The organism is Pseudomonas sp. Q1-7 (assembly GCF_028010285.1).
Classification (GTDB): domain Bacteria; phylum Pseudomonadota; class Gammaproteobacteria; order Pseudomonadales; family Pseudomonadaceae; genus Metapseudomonas.
Genome location: NZ_CP116304.1, coordinates 2,405,733 through 2,420,616 on the forward strand (window position 1 = coordinate 2,405,733; position 14,884 = coordinate 2,420,616).

The window sequence follows — 14,884 nt, forward strand, 5'->3', positions numbered from 1 at the left end:
GAAACCCTGCGCGAGCCGCTTTGGTATGGGGAATCCATACCGAGGTATGGAAGCGGACGCAGCATGAACGAATATGTCGCAGCGCCGTAAGCGTGGCGTCGTGCTCCCTCGTTAAGCTTTCGCGGCAATGGTGACCGCCGGGTCGCAGTTGTCCCCCCCCGGCGTCGCCCGGAGCGGGGGTGCACTGCCTGGATCGACCTGTGGCCCTTGCTCCGCTTGTAGGCGTTCTACGCTTAACCCACCAAAACGAGCCTAGCGGAGCACAACCATGGCGTTCTTCACGGCGGCCAGCAAAGCCGACTTCCAGCATCAACTGCAAGCGGCCCTGGCGCAGCACGTCAGCGAACAGGCATTGCCACAAGTTTCCCTGTTCGCCGAGCAATTCTTCGGCATCATCGCGCTCGATGAACTGACCCAGCGCCGTTTGTCCGACCTGGTCGGCTGCACCCTGTCCTCGTGGCGCCTGGTGGAGCGTTTCGATCCCGCCAGCCCGGAAGTGCGGGTGTTCAACCCCGACTACGAGAAGCACGGCTGGCAGTCCACCCATACCGCGGTGGAAGTGCTGCACCCGGACATCCCCTTCCTCGTCGACTCGGTGCGCATGGAGCTGAACCGTCGCGGTTACAGCATCCACACCCTGCAGAACAACGTGATCAGCGTGCGTCGCGGCGCCAAGGGCGAGCTGCAGGAAATCCTGCCCAAGGGCACCCAGGGCAAGGACGTGTGTCAGGAGTCGCTGATTTTTCTGGAGATCGACCGCTGCGCCGGCAATGGTGCCTTGAAGACCCTGGAGAAGGCCCTGCTGGACGTGCTGGGCGAGGTCCGCGTGGCCGTTGCCGACTTCAAACCGATGAAGGCCAAGGCCCAGGAACTGCTGGCCTGGATCGACAAGGCCAAGCTCAAGGTCGACGGCGACGAGTTGAAGGAAGTGAAGGTGTTCATGGAGTGGCTGCTGGACGACCACTTCACCTTCCTCGGCTATGAGGAATTCACCGTGGCCGACGACAAGAACGGCGGCCACCTGGTGTACGACGAAAAATCCCTGCTGGGGGTTTCCAGGCTGCGCCGCGCCGGCCTGAAGAAGGACGACCTGCACATCGAGAGCGAAGCGCTCGCCTACCTGCACGAGTCCAACCTGCTGTCCTTCGCCAAGGCCGCCGAACCGAGCCGCGTGCACCGCCCGGCCTACCCGGACTTCGTCTCCATCCGCGAACTGGACGCCAAGGGCAAGGTGGTCAAGGAGTGCCGCTTCATGGGCCTCTACACCTCCGCCGTGTATGCCGAAAGCGTGGATCACATCCCCTACATCCGCCGCAAGGTTGCGGAAATCCGGCGTCGCTCGGGCTTCGACGCCAAGGCCCACCTGGGCAAGGAACTGGCCCAGGTGCTGGAAGTGCTGCCGCGCGACGACCTGTTCCAGACCCCGGTGGACGACCTGTTCAGCACCGCCATGTCCATCGTGCAGATGCAGGAGCGCAACAAGATCCGCCTGTTCCTGCGCCGCGATCCCTATGGCCGCTTCGCCTATGCCCTGGCCTACGTGCCGCGCGACGTCTATTCCACCGAAACCCGCGTGAAGATCCAGCAGATCCTCATGGAGCGCCTGCAGGCGAGCGACTGCGAGTTCTGGACCTTCTTCTCCGAGTCGGTGCTGGCGCGCGTGCAGTTCATCCTGCGCCTGGACCCGAAGAACAAGGTCCAGGTCGACATCGCCCTGCTGGAGAAGGAAGTCATCCAGGCCTGCCGATCCTGGAAGGACGACTACGCCAGCCTGATCAACGAGAGCTTCGGCGAAGCCCAGGGCACCCGCGTGCTCTCCGACTTCCCGAAAGGCTTCCCGGCCGGCTACCGCGAACGCTTCGCCCCGCACTCGGCGGTGGTGGACATGCAGCACCTCTACAGCCTGTCCGACGAGCGCCCGCTGGTGATGAGCTTCTACCAGCCGCTGGCCCAGGGTGAGCAGCAGCTGCACTGCAAGCTGTACCACGCCGACACGCCGCTGGCGCTGTCCGACGTGTTGCCGATCCTGGAAAACCTCGGCCTGCGCGTGCTGGGCGAATTCCCCTACCGCCTGGTGCGTCAGGACGGCCGCCAGTACTGGATTCATGACTTCGCCTTCACCAGCGCCCTGGGTGACGACGTCGACCTGCAGCAGCTCAACGACACCCTGCAGGACGCCTTCGTCCACATCGTCGGTGGCCACGCCGAGAACGACGCCTTCAACCGCCTGGTGCTCACCGCCGCCATGCCCTGGCGCGATGTCGCCCTGCTGCGTGCCTACGCCCGCTACCTGAAGCAGATCCGCCTGGGCTTCGACCTGTCCTACATCGCCAGCACCCTGCTGAACCACGCCAACATCGCCAAGGAGCTGGTGCGCCTGTTCAAGACCCGCTTCTACCTGGCGCGCAAACTGGCGACGGACGACCTGGAAGACAAGCAGCAGAAGCTCGAGCACGCCATCCTCGGCGAGCTGGACAACGTCGCCGTGCTCAACGAAGACCGCATCCTGCGGCGCTACCTGGACCTGATCAAGGCCACCCTGCGGACCAACTTCTACCAGACTGACGCGGCCGGCCAGAACAAGTCCTACTTCAGTTTCAAACTGAGCCCGCGGCTGATCCCGGAAATCCCGCGCCCGGTGCCCAAGTTCGAAATCTTCGTCTACTCCCCGCGGGTCGAAGGCGTGCACCTGCGCTTCGGCGACGTGGCCCGTGGCGGCCTGCGCTGGTCCGACCGCGAGGAAGACTTCCGTACCGAAGTGCTGGGCCTGGTCAAGGCGCAGCAGGTGAAGAACGCGGTGATCGTGCCCATGGGCGCCAAGGGCGGTTTCATCCCGCGCCGCCTGCCGGTGGGCGGCACCCGCGACGATATCCAGAACGAGGCCATTGCCTGCTACCGCATCTTCATCTCCGGCCTGCTGGACGTCACCGACAACCTCAAGGAAGGCAAGGTGGTGCCGCCGGCCAATGTGGTGCGCCACGATCCGGATGACCCCTACCTGGTGGTGGCGGCCGACAAGGGCACCGCAACCTTCTCCGACATCGCCAACGGCATCGCCCTGGAGTATGGCTTCTGGCTGGGCGACGCCTTCGCCTCCGGCGGCTCGGCTGGCTACGACCACAAGGGCATGGGCATTACCGCCAAGGGCGGCTGGGTGTCGGTGCAGCGCCACTTCCGCGAGCGCGGCATCGACGTGCAGAAGGATCACGTCACCGTGATCGGCATCGGCGACATGGCCGGCGACGTGTTCGGCAACGGCATGCTGCTGTCGGACAAGCTGCAGGTGGTGGCCGCCTTCAACCACATGCACATCTTCATCGACCCGAACCCGGATGCCGCCTCCAGCTTCAATGAGCGCAAGCGCCTGTTCGACCTGCCGCGCTCGTCCTGGGCCGACTACGACGCCAAGCTGATTTCCGAAGGCGGCGGCATCTTCCTGCGCAGCGCCAAGAGCATCGCCATCAGCCCGCAGATGAAGGCGCGCTTCGAGATCGAGGCCGACAAGCTGACCCCCACCGAACTGCTCCACGCCCTGCTCAAAGCGCCGGTTGACCTGCTCTGGAACGGCGGCATCGGCACCTACGTCAAGGCCAGCAGCGAAAGCCACACCGATGTCGGCGACAAGGCCAACGACGCCCTGCGCGTGGACGGTCGCGAGCTGCGGGCCAAGGTGGTGGGCGAGGGTGGCAACCTCGGCATGACCCAGCTGGGTCGCGTCGAGTACGGCCTAAACGGCGGTGCCAGCAACACCGATTTCATCGACAACGCCGGCGGCGTGGACTGCTCGGACCACGAAGTCAACATCAAGATCCTGCTCAACGAGATCGTCGCCAACGGCGACATGACCGGCAAACAGCGCAACAAGCTGCTCGCCGAGATGACCGACGACGTGGGCAACCTGGTGCTGGGCAACAACTACAAGCAGACCCAGGCACTGTCCCTGGCGCAACGCCGCGCTCGCGAGAAGATCGGCGAGTACAAACGCCTGATCGCCGCTCTGGAAGCGGCCGGCAAACTGGACCGCGGCCTGGAGTTCCTGCCCTCGGACGAAGAGCTGAACGAGCGCCTCTCCAGCGGCCACGGCCTGACCCGTCCGGAACTGTCGGTGCTGATCTCCTACAGCAAGATCGACCTCAAGGAGTCGCTGCTCAAGTCCCTGGTGCCGGATGACGACTACCTGGCCGAGGAAATGGAAACCGCGTTCCCGGCGCGCCTGGCCGAAACCTTCGGCGAATCCATGCGTCGTCACCGCCTCAAGCGCGAGATCATCAGCACCCAGATCGCCAACGACCTGGTCAACCACATGGGCATTACCTTCGTGCAGCGCCTGAAGGAGTCCACCGGCATGAGCGCGGCCAACGTGGCCGGCGCCTATGTCGTGGTCCGCGACGTGTTCCGCCTGCCGCACTGGTGGCAGCAGATCGAGGCGCTGGACTACAAGGTCCCGGCCGAACTGCAGCTGACCCTGATGGACGAACTGATGCGCCTCGGCCGTCGGGCGACCCGCTGGTTCCTGCGCAGCCGCCGCGAAGACCAGAACGCCGCCCGCGACGTCAACCACTTCGGTCCGCGCGTGGAAACCCTGGCCGGCCGCCTGGACGAACTGCTCGAAGGCCCGTCCCGCGAACAGTGGCTGGCGCGCTTCCAGTCCTACGTCGAAGCCGGTGCGCCGGAAGACCTGGCTCGTGTGGTGGCCGGCACCAGCCACCTCTACACCCTGCTGCCGATCATCGAGGCGTCGGATGTCACCGGCAAGGACACCGCCGAAGTCGCCACGGCCTACTTCGCCGTCGGCGGTGCGCTGGACCTGTCCTGGTATCTCCAGCAGATCACCAGCCTGCCGGTGGAGAACAACTGGCAGGCGCTGGCGCGGGAGGCCTTCCGCGACGACCTGGACTGGCAGCAGCGGGCGATCACCATCTCCGTGTTGCAGATGAATGAAGGCCCGGCGGATATCGAGGAGCGGGTGGCGCTGTGGCTGGACCAGCACCGCGCCCTGGTTGAGCGCTGGAAGGCCATGCTGGTCGAACTGCGCGCCGCCACCACCACCGACTACGCCATGTACGCCGTGGCCAACCGCGAACTCATGGACCTGGCCCAAAGTGGCCAGCACGGGGTGTGCATTCCCTGACCCCCGTGATGCCGTAGGTGTTTAGTGCTCTCAGCCCCGCCTTGTGCGGGGCTTTTTTTCATCTGTACGGGCGGCATCCACCTACAGCGGCACTTAGTCACGGTGACGGGGGCCGGTTGCAAGGCGTTCCGTAGGTGGGTGCTGCGAGCCTGCGAAGCCCAGCGGTGTGCGGGCTGTTGGAACTCGCTGCGCTCGACACCCAGCGACCGCGTCCGGGTCGGTAGCCCGGACGCAATCCGGGGAAATTCGTTCCGCCTTGCGATTCCCCCGCCCCGGACCGCATGGGTATCGCTTCGCTCCACCCATCCTACGGGCGCGCCGCCACAGTGCTGCGCGTTCTGTCGGAGCGACTTCCTTCGCGAAAACGCGTTGCGGCACCTCCCCATCTCGACCGGCGAACCCATGAGGATCGGCCAGGACAAAATGCACGATGCCGAAGCTCTGGACGACTCGGTGTTCTTTCTTGCCCACCTGGGCGGCGCCATCATCAAGGCGTGACGTTGACGCCGGAGGGGCAGGTTGCACGGCTGCCCGCGGACCTGTGGGATCGAATTCATGGGCGATTGAATTCGATCCCACAGCGTTCAGCCTAGCAATCCCCGACTGGCAGGTTCCGCCAGCTTGGCCCATCCCGCAGTGCCGGTTCGTCATGGGCCGCCATGAACCTCGGCAGATCGCGCCGGGCGATCCACAGCTCGCCCTGCCACCTCACCACGCCGACCCGCTGGTCGGCCCAGCTCATGAACGCCCGCTTCGGCGAAACATCCGCCTCCCGGTGCTGGTCGTGCAGCGTCGGGACCACCTCTTCACTGAGCCACTGGCCAATGCTGCGGTGCTCCGGGTGGCCGAAGCGAAACAGCGCGTTGTAGGCCCCCAGATCGCTGATGACATCCAGCTCTTCCCGAGTCCCGCTGTCGTACTGCAGCAACACCGTGCGCCGCTGGTGCACAGGCATGCGCCTGGCCAGGAGGAGCGCGCGCGGTGCAGCGATCAGACGGGCGAAGTCATAGGCGACGAACCAGGGACGGTTGTCGATCATCAGCGCACGAAGTTGAAGGGAATGGCGTTGGAAAACGACGGGAATGAATGCGTCTTGCATAGCGAAGCTCCTACTAGTCGATTGAGGTCCGCCGCTTTTCGCTGTCATTCGAAGGGCGGCAGATCGCGCGGGGTTGACAGACCGGCTAGTAGGCACCGGCAGACCACGAGGGTCTCCCCACGCGACCTGCCATAAAGCAGTGCAGTTCAGAAAACTGCATACGTGCAAATGCCTGCAAAAAACGTCCGCCGTTTTTCGCATGCACCTTGCGGCGCAATCGCGCCTACTAGTCTGGGCTGTCAAACCCGGTCACGGGATTGACCGTGACCGGCGCAGGATAGGGAGGGGCGGGCGGAAGGGCAAGCGGGCGAGTCGGAGGCTGCCTGTAGGAAACGGGTGATGTCTCGCGAGTGCAGCGATACCTGGCGTTGTGGCCGGTGGCGGCGCCGTCAGGCCAGTGCCTGCAGGTACCTCACCACATCCGCCGCACCGGCCAGGCGCAGGCCTTCGCCGAGGGCCGTGGCGTCGGCATGGTTTTTCGGCAGCAGGATGAATTCCGGGGCGCCGGCGTTACGCAGGAAGGTCAGGCGCGAGTAAGGGATGCCGCCGTCCAGCAACAGGCCCATGAACGCCGGGTCGCTCCAGGCCTGCACCGGCATGGCCAGCACGTGGTAGCGGTCATCCAACTGCCCGAGACCGGCGGTATCGAGGTGGTAGTCGGTGATCTCGGCGGGGAGGGTGGCTTCGAGCTCGCGCAAGCGGGCGTAGGCGACGGCGGCGGCGAAGGCCTCGGCGTGCTGGTCGCCGCTCCAGAACACCCGTTTGCCGCGCCAGTTGGCGCGACACAGGTGGATGGGCACGCCCGCGAGGAAGCGTGGCAGCGGCAGGCTGATGGCCTTGATGAAGTCCTTGTAGCTGATGATGCGAACCTTGCGGCTGTGCAGACCGGCCAGGTAGTCCTCGAAGCTGGGGGTGGGCGGCGGTTCGTGGTTGCTGCCGCACAAGCCGTCGACCTGGCGCAGGTCGAAACTGGAGAGGTGCTGCTCGCTGCGCTTGACCACGCCCACCAGCACGGCATGGGCTTCGGCCTTGTCGTCCTGGACGGGGCCGGAAAGGGCGCCGCGCGGCAGCTCCACCAAGCGCTGCAGCGGCGGGCCGGCCTGCCACCAGATGCTTTCCTGGGCTTGCGGCAGTTGCTGGAAGGGCAGGCGTAGCTGGCTGGCGCGCTCGACTATACGACGTGGCGCCTTGCCGATACCGAAACGCTGGGCGATTGCAGCCAGACGGGCGCTCAAGGGTGGTGGTGGCTGCATCTCACTCATGGCCTGAATACTCCCCGGTCACGGGTGGCAGTGTGGCAGAGGGCCGGCGGCCTCGCGAACCGGGCGTGGAACAATTCCGCTTGGCGGGGACGGAGAGCGAACGGACGGTATGGCAGAATTCCGGTCTTCATTTGCCGAGGACGCCTCCATGCCCAGCCTGGTGCTGGATATTTCCCTGACTGCGGACGAATTCCTCGCAGTCTATCAAGGTCGGGCCAACCGTGTGCTGCTGCGCAGCCGCGATGGACGAAAGGTCAGCCTGCCGGCCCATCACCTGCGCGCGCACCTGGATCACGCCGGGGTGTGCGGCACCTTTGTGCTGGATTTCTCCGCCGACGGAAAGCTGCTCAACCTGCGCCGCCTCGCCTGACGGGGGCGGCGCGGCTATAATCGCCGGCCCCTATCGCCGATCGATGCCCGACCGACCATGTACACACTGGCCCGCGAGCTGCTCTTTTCCCTGTCCCCGGAAACTTCCCACGAACTGTCCATCGACCTGATCGGTGCCGGTGGCCGCCTCGGCCTCAACCGCCTGCTGACCAAGTCGCCGGCAAGCCTGCCGGTGAAGGTGATGGGCCTGGAGTTCCCCAACCCGGTAGGCCTGGCCGCCGGCCTGGACAAGAACGGCGACGCCATCGACGGCTTCGCGCAGTTGGGCTTCGGTTTCGTCGAGATCGGCACCGTGACCCCGCGCCCGCAGCCGGGCAACCCCAAGCCGCGCCTGTTCCGCCTGCCCCAGGCGCAAGCCATCATCAACCGCATGGGCTTCAACAACCTGGGCGTCGATCACCTGCTGACGCGCGTTCGCGCGGCCGCGTATGACGGCGTGCTGGGCATCAACATCGGCAAGAACTTCGATACGCCCGTCGAGCGCGCGGTGGACGACTACCTGATCTGCCTGGACAAGGTCTATGCCCATGCCAGCTACGTGACGGTGAATGTCAGCTCGCCGAACACGCCCGGCCTGCGCAGCCTGCAGTTCGGTGATTCGCTCAAGCAACTGCTGGAAGCCCTGCGCACCCGCCAGCAGCGCCTGGCCGCCGAGCATGGCCGGCATGTGCCGCTGGCCATCAAGATCGCCCCGGACATGAACGACGAGGAAACCGCCATGGTGGCCAAGGCGCTGCTGGAGTCCGGCATGGACGCGGTGATCGCCACCAACACCACCCTCGGCCGCGAAGGTGTCGAGGGGCTGCCCTACGGGGACGAAGCGGGTGGCCTGTCCGGTGCGCCGGTGCGGGACAAGAGCACCCACACGGTGAAGGTGCTGGCCGGTGAGCTGGGTGGTCGCCTGCCGATCATCGCGGTGGGTGGCATCACCGAAGGTCGTCACGCGGCGGAGAAGATCGCCGCCGGCGCCAGCCTGGTCCAGGTCTACTCGGGGTTCATCTACAAGGGGCCGGCGCTCATCCGCGAAGCGGTGGATGCCATTGCCGGGTTGCCCAGGCAGTGAGCGGCAAATAAAAAGGGCTCCCGTTTGGGAGCCCCTGGGCTTGCGCCCGCCGCCCGGATGGGGCGTGCTTGGTGAAGTCGGTGTGATCCTGATCAGCCGACGGCGTGGAGTTCGTTCAGACGGTGAATACCGGCGGCGCCGGTGAGCCCATCCCAGTTGTCGCCACGGCCCTCGCGCCAACCGTTGATCCAGGCTTGCCGTGTGGTGGGATGGGTGAAAGGACAAAGATCGCGGGATTTACCATTGATGCCGTGCTGATAGCCGCGCAAGAATGCTCGTTCCATCGGATCACGCTTAAGTCTTCTCATAGGGTGTAGCCCTCATTTGTTGACTGTTATGTCCATTGGGTTCCAATGGCGGAACCCGGCAGAAATGCTCTGCCTTCGAAGGCCCGCTGCCGGCGTGGCGAGCCTCCATCCCTCGCCATTGCGGCGGCGGGTTAAGCTGAGTTCTAACCAATGCCCCCAGGCATGTGAATGATCGTTTTGTCATAAGGGCGTAACTTGAAGGTGGCAACGGCCATAAGCTGACGGAAACGATTTTTGCCACTTTTCGGTCTAAGCCCCGTGGCTTAAGGGCTGGCCGGAGAATTGATGTCGGAGTGCCATTTCATTGGGCGCCTGGCTCGAACGCTTTTTCATTCCGACGAAGGGCCGTTCCCGCGACCTTACGTCACACACTTTCTTACCGCACAGCACTGCTTCTGTGCCGCTGATCGCCTTGAACGGGCCCTGGATTTTCCCGATGTCGGATCGCTTCGAACTTTTCCTCACCTGCCCGAAGAGCCTGGAGGGCCTGCTGGCCGAGGAGGCCGCGCAGCTCGGCCTGCAGGACGTGCGCGAGCAGGTTGCCGCGGTACGTGGTCAGGGCGACCTGGAAACGGCCTACCGGCTCTGCCTCTGGTCTCGCCTGGCCAACCGCGTGCTGCTGGTGCTCAAGCGTTTCCCGGTGCAGAACGCCGAGGAGCTCTACCAGGGTGTGCTGGCGGTGGACTGGCATGACCACCTGCTGCCTGGCGGCAGCCTGGCGGTGGAGTTCAGCGGCCATGGCTCGGGCATCGACAACACGCATTTCGGTGCGCTCAAGGTGAAGGACGCGGTGGTGGACAAGCTGCGTGGTGCCGACGGCGTGCGTCCTTCCGTGGACAAGGTCAATCCCGACCTGCGCATCCACCTGCGCCTGGAGAAGGGCGAGGCGATCCTTTCCCTCGACCTCGCCGGCCACAGCCTGCACCAACGTGGCTACCGCCTGCAGCAAGGCGCCGCACCGCTGAAGGAGAACCTCGCCGCCGCCATCCTGATCCGCGCCGGCTGGCCGCGCATTGCCGCCGCCGGCGGGGCGCTGGCCGACCCCATGTGCGGCGTCGGCACCTTCCTGGTGGAGGCGGCGATGATGGCGACCGATATGGCGCCCAACCTCAAGCGCGAGCGCTGGGGCTTTTCCAACTGGCTGGGCCACGTGCCGGCGCTGTGGAAGAAGCTTCACGAAGAGGCGCGCGCCCGTGCCGAGGCCGGCCTGGCCCGGCCGCCGCTGTGGATTCGCGGCTACGAGGCGGACCCGCGCCTGATCCAGCCCGGCCGCAACAACATCGAGCGCGCCGGCCTGGGCGACTGGGTGAAGATCTATCAGGGCGAACTGGCCACCTTCGAGCCGCGTCCGGACCAGAATCAGAAAGGCCTGGTGGTCAGCAACCCACCCTACGGTGAGCGCCTGGGCGACGAAGCCAGCCTGCTCTACCTCTACCAGAACCTCGGCGAGCGCCTGCGCCAGGCCTGCCTCGGCTGGGAGGCGGCGGTCTTCACCGGTGCGCCCGAGCTGGGCAAGCGCATGGGCATCCGCAGCCACAAGCAGTACGCCTTCTGGAACGGCGCCCTGGCCTGCAAGCTGCTGTTGCTCAAGGTGCTGCCGGAGCAGTTCGTCACCGGCGAGCGACGCCCCGCTGGCGAGGTCGATCAAGCCGCGCCGCGCATCGAGCCGGCACGCCTTTCCGAAGGCGGGCAGATGTTCGCCAACCGCCTGCAGAAGAACCTCAAGCAGCTGGGCAAGTGGGCGCGCAAGGAGAACATCCAGTGCTATCGCCTGTATGACGCCGACATGCCCGAGTACGCACTGGCCGTCGACCTCTATGGCGACTGGGTGCATGTGCAGGAATACGCGCCGCCCCGTTCCATCGATCCAGAGAAGGCCCAGGCGCGCCTGCTCGACGCCCTGGCGGCGATTCCCCAGGCGCTGGACGTGAACCCGGCGAAGGTGGTGGTCAAGCGCCGCGAGCGCCAGAGCGGCACCCGCCAGTACGAGCGCCAGGGCGCCGAAGGGCGCTTCATGGAAGTGAGCGAAGGCGGCGTGAAGCTGCTGGTGAACCTCACCGACTATCTGGACACCGGTCTGTTCCTCGACCACCGGCCGATGCGCCTGCGCATCCAGCGCGAGGCCGCCGGCAAGCGCTTCCTCAATCTCTTCTGCTACACCGCCACCGCCAGTGTCCATGCGGCGAAGGGCGGCGCGCGCAGCACCACCAGCGTCGACCTGTCGAAGACCTACCTGGACTGGGCGCGGCGCAACCTGTCGCTCAACGGCTTTTCCGACAAGCACCGGCTGCAGCAGGGCGACGTGATGGCCTGGCTGGCGGAGGACCGTGGCGAGTACGACCTGATCTTCATCGACCCGCCGACTTTCTCCAACTCCAAGCGCATGGAAGGGGTGTTCGACGTGCAGCGCGACCACGTCCAACTGCTCGACCTGGCCATGGCGCGCCTGGCGCCGGGTGGGGTGCTGTACTTCTCCAACAACTTCCGCAAGTTCCAGCTGGATGAAAGCCTGGCGGCCCGCTATGCGGTGAGCGAGATCAGTGCCGAGACCCTGGCCCCGGACTTCGCCCGCAACTCGAAGATTCATCGCGCCTGGCGTCTGACCACCCGCTGAGGCGCGTTCGCGCCACGCTCCCCACTTTCCTGCCGGCACGTCGGCGGCTCCGGCCGTCCGACGTTTGCCAGGGGCGGTCGGCCACCTGTGCCCCTTCCTAGGCAAAGTGCCACTAGCCTGACTATGTTGATGCTCACAGGGACGGTATTTCCACACCCCGATTCGAGAAGTGAGCATGCAGTCGCTTACGAAGGAAACACTGAACCTGTCGGCATTGCTGTCCGGCCGCCCGCTGGTTTGGCTGGTTTGTTTGCTGGTTGTCTTCGGCGGTGCGGCGTTGACCCTGCTGCTCAGTCAGGCGGTACGCAGCGCGGAGGAAATCCAGCTGCGCGAGCGTTTCAGCCTGGCCGCCAATGAGCGCATCAGCCGCATCCAGGAGCGACTGGACGCTCAACTTCGCGAGCTGGACGCGGTCCAGCGCTTCTTCAGCAACTCCCATGAGGTCACCCTCGGCGAATTCCAGGGTTTCGTCGGTCCGTTGCTGGGCGACACCCTGGTCTATTCCTGGGTGCCGCGCGTAGCCGGAAAGGAGCGGCAGAAATTCGAGGCCCGCGCCCGTGCCGAAGGCATGGCGGGATTCGCGATTCGCGACCTGAAGGGTGACAGCCTGGTACCCAGCCCACCTCGGGACGAATATTTCCCCGTCTACTACAGCGTCACCTCGCGCATCGACGAAGTCCCCCTGGGAATGGACCTGAATTCCAATCCGCCACGCCGCGCAGCCATCGCCAAGGCGCGGCGGACTCACGGCGTCACCGTCACCGAGCGGTTGCGGGTGATCGGGGTGACGGAGCGCGAGGCCAGCGGTGTGGCAATCATGGCGCCGGTCTACGCGGGCCACCTGGCGGACGATGCCCACCTGCGTGGCTTCCTGGTGTCGGTGTTCAGCCTGAACCTGGAAATGGAGGCGGCCATCGCGCCGCATGGCCTGGAAAGCCTGGTGATGCGCGTCAGCGATGTCAGCCTGGATAGCCGCGAACAACTGATCTACCAGAGCGCCGAAACACCGCAGAGCGACCTGCGGCAGAGCCGCGTGGTGCCATTCGGGGACCGTCAGTACTTGCTGGAAGTGGTGCCGAGCGCAGCCTTCCTCGAAGGGCCGCCGTTGTCCACGGCCAACCTGGTGGCCATCAGCGGCCTGGCCTTCACCCTGCTGCTGGCCGGTTACCTGATGCTGATGCTCAACCAGCGGCAGAACGCCCTGGCCCTGGTGGCCGAGCGCACGGCGGCGCTGCGCGACCGTGAGGTCCAGTTGAAACTCAGTGAAGAACGCTGGAGCTTCGCCCTGGACGGTGCCGGGCATGGGGTCTGGGACTGGGAGCCGCAGAGCGGGCGGATGTTCCTGTCGCGGGGCTGGAAGACCATGCTCGGTTACGCGGAGGACGAGCTCGGCGACAGCCCGGAAACCCGCTGTCGGCTGATCCATCCGCAGGACCAGGCGCTGGCCCGCGCCGAGCTGGAGCGTCACTTGCGCGGATCCAGCGCCGTCTACCAGAGCCAGCACCGCATGCTGCACAAGGATGGCCGCTGGGTCTGGGTGCTGGATCGCGGCAAGCTGGTGGAGCGGGACGCCGACGGCCTGCCGCTGAGGATGATCGGCACTCAGACGGACATCAGCTCCAACAAGGCGGTGGAACTGCAATTGGCCATGGCCCACGGTCAGTTGCGCGGCCTGCTGAATGCCGCCACCCAGGTCGCCATCATCAGCACCGACCTGCACGGGGCGATTCTTCAGTTCAATGTCGGCGCCGAGCGCATGTTCGGTTACCGCGCCCTGGAAATGATCGGCCGGCATCCCCTGGTGCTGCACCTGGAGGACGAAGTGGAGGCGCGCTGCCGGGAGCTCGGGCGGCAGCTCGGCAAGCGGATTCCCGACTACCAGGCCTATGTCGAGGAGGTCACTGCCGGCGACCGCTACGACGAACACGAGTGGACCTTCCAGCGCCGCGACGGCAGCCGGCTCATCGGCAGCCTGATTCTCACGGGCGTGCGTGACGAACGCGAGGTGCTGGTGGGGTATCTCGGCGTGGCCATCGACATCACCGAGCGTAAGCACGTGCAGCAGGCACTGGAAGCGCGGGATCGCCTGCTGGAAAAACTCAGTGCGCGGGTGCCCGGCGTGCTTTACCAGTTCCGTATGGCGCCGGACGGGCACTTCAGCTTCCCCTACACCAGCGCCGGCATCGTCGAGGTTTTCGAAGTGACGCCGGATGCGGTTCGGGATGACGCACTGAGCTTGCTGGAGCGCGTCCATCCCGATGACCTGGAGCGGGTGCAGGCCTCGATCCGCCGCTCCGCCGAGGCGCTCACGCCCTGGCGCGAGGACTTCCGCGTACTGCTTCCGCGCCAGGGTCTGCGCTGGCTGCGGGGTGAGTCGGTGCCCGAGCGTAGCGAGGATGGCACCCTGCTCTGGCATGGCTACATCACCGATATCACCGGGCTCAAGCTGGTGGAGCAGGAGTTGCGCGCGCTGTCGATCACCGATGCCCTGACCGGCGTCTACAACCGGCGTTACTTCCAGGAGCGCCTGGAGCTGGAAATCGCCCGCGCCGAGCGGCGCGAGGGGCCTCTGGCGCTGGTGATGCTCGATGTCGACCACTTCAAGCAGATCAACGACTGCCATGGCCACGAGGCCGGCGACCGGGTGCTCAAGACCCTGTGCGCGCGGGTTGGCGAGCGGCTGCGGCGAATCGACGTGCTGTGTCGGCTGGGCGGCGAGGAGTTCGTGGTGCTTTGTCCGGATACCAATGTCGACCAGGCCTTTCAGGTGGCACAGGCGCTATGGCAGGCGCTGGCCCGGGAGCAGGTGCCGGGGGTGGGGCGGGTAACGGCCAGCTTCGGCTGCGCCGACTGGCGCGAAGGGGAGAGCGCCGATGACCTGTTGCGGCGAGTGGATGCCGCCGTGTACGCGGCCAAGCAGGCCGGGCGTAATCAGATCCGTATCGCCGACTGATGGGGGCGACTTTTCCTGTGGGAGCGAATGGGTTCGCGAAGGGCTGCATGGCAGCCCTATTCGG

General features: G+C 65.7%; 8 protein-coding genes. 5 read left to right on the forward strand and 3 right to left on the reverse strand.

From position 1 onward, the window contains the following. Positions 1 to 268 precede the first annotated feature (268 nt). Positions 269 to 5,131, forward strand: coding sequence for an NAD-glutamate dehydrogenase (locus PJW05_RS11105; protein ID WP_271411750.1), 4,863 nt, complete (start codon positions 269 to 271; stop codon positions 5,129 to 5,131). A 589-nt stretch (positions 5,132 to 5,720) separates the two neighbouring features. Here the strand turns inward: PJW05_RS11105 and PJW05_RS11110 are convergent. Continuing rightward, positions 5,721 to 6,230, reverse strand: coding sequence for a BRO-N domain-containing protein (locus PJW05_RS11110; protein ID WP_271411751.1), 510 nt, complete (start codon positions 6,228 to 6,230; stop codon positions 5,721 to 5,723). Positions 6,231 to 6,619: 389 nt separating this feature from the next. Beyond that, the gene (locus PJW05_RS11115) at positions 6,620 to 7,492 is read right to left on the reverse strand and encodes a DUF6685 family protein (RefSeq protein WP_271411752.1); all 873 of its coding nucleotides are present in this window, start codon (positions 7,490 to 7,492) and stop codon (positions 6,620 to 6,622) included. 148 nt (positions 7,493 to 7,640) lie between these two features. Between PJW05_RS11115 and PJW05_RS11120 the strand changes: the two genes are divergently transcribed. Together PJW05_RS11120 and PJW05_RS11125 are read left to right on the forward strand one after the other, a co-directional pair. Continuing rightward, positions 7,641 to 7,862, forward strand: coding sequence for a DUF2835 domain-containing protein (locus tag PJW05_RS11120; protein WP_271411753.1), 222 nt, complete (start codon positions 7,641 to 7,643; stop codon positions 7,860 to 7,862). Between the two features lie 57 nt (positions 7,863 to 7,919). Continuing rightward, positions 7,920 to 8,945, forward strand: coding sequence for a quinone-dependent dihydroorotate dehydrogenase (locus PJW05_RS11125; protein ID WP_271411754.1), 1,026 nt, complete (start codon positions 7,920 to 7,922; stop codon positions 8,943 to 8,945). Positions 8,946 to 9,037: 92 nt separating this feature from the next. Here the strand turns inward: PJW05_RS11125 and rmf are convergent, their stop codons facing one another. Next, positions 9,038 to 9,253, reverse strand: coding sequence for a ribosome modulation factor (gene rmf / locus PJW05_RS11130; RefSeq protein WP_120651711.1), 216 nt, complete (start codon positions 9,251 to 9,253; stop codon positions 9,038 to 9,040). A gap of 436 nt (positions 9,254 to 9,689) precedes the next feature. On the opposite strand from rmf, the gene rlmKL reads away from it, so the two are divergent. Together rlmKL and PJW05_RS11140 are read left to right on the forward strand one after the other, a co-directional pair. Continuing rightward, positions 9,690 to 11,867, forward strand: a complete 2,178-nt coding sequence (rlmKL, locus tag PJW05_RS11135; protein WP_271411755.1) for a bifunctional 23S rRNA (guanine(2069)-N(7))-methyltransferase RlmK/23S rRNA (guanine(2445)-N(2))-methyltransferase RlmL — start codon at positions 9,690 to 9,692, stop codon at positions 11,865 to 11,867. 175 nt (positions 11,868 to 12,042) lie between these two features. After that, positions 12,043 to 14,820, forward strand: coding sequence for a sensor domain-containing diguanylate cyclase (locus PJW05_RS11140; RefSeq protein ID WP_271411756.1), 2,778 nt, complete (start codon positions 12,043 to 12,045; stop codon positions 14,818 to 14,820). Positions 14,821 to 14,884: the final 64 nt, after the last annotated feature.

Bases quoted from the DNA above. Each gene is read 5' to 3' on its own strand.
- PJW05_RS11140 (WP_271411756.1), top strand. From the start codon at position 12,043: ATGCAGTCGCTTACGAAGGAAACACTGAACCTGTCGGCATTGCTGTCC.
- PJW05_RS11125 (WP_271411754.1), top strand. From the start codon at position 7,920: ATGTACACACTGGCCCGCGAGCTGCTCTTTTCCCTGTCCCCGGAAACT.
- rlmKL (WP_271411755.1), top strand. From the start codon at position 9,690: ATGTCGGATCGCTTCGAACTTTTCCTCACCTGCCCGAAGAGCCTGGAG.
- rmf (WP_120651711.1), bottom strand. From the start codon at position 9,253: ATGAGAAGACTTAAGCGTGATCCGATGGAACGAGCATTCTTGCGCGGC.
- PJW05_RS11120 (WP_271411753.1), top strand. From the start codon at position 7,641: ATGCCCAGCCTGGTGCTGGATATTTCCCTGACTGCGGACGAATTCCTC.
- PJW05_RS11105 (WP_271411750.1), top strand. From the start codon at position 269: ATGGCGTTCTTCACGGCGGCCAGCAAAGCCGACTTCCAGCATCAACTG.
- PJW05_RS11115 (WP_271411752.1), bottom strand. From the start codon at position 7,492: ATGAGTGAGATGCAGCCACCACCACCCTTGAGCGCCCGTCTGGCTGCA.
- PJW05_RS11110 (WP_271411751.1), bottom strand. From the start codon at position 6,230: ATGCAAGACGCATTCATTCCCGTCGTTTTCCAACGCCATTCCCTTCAA.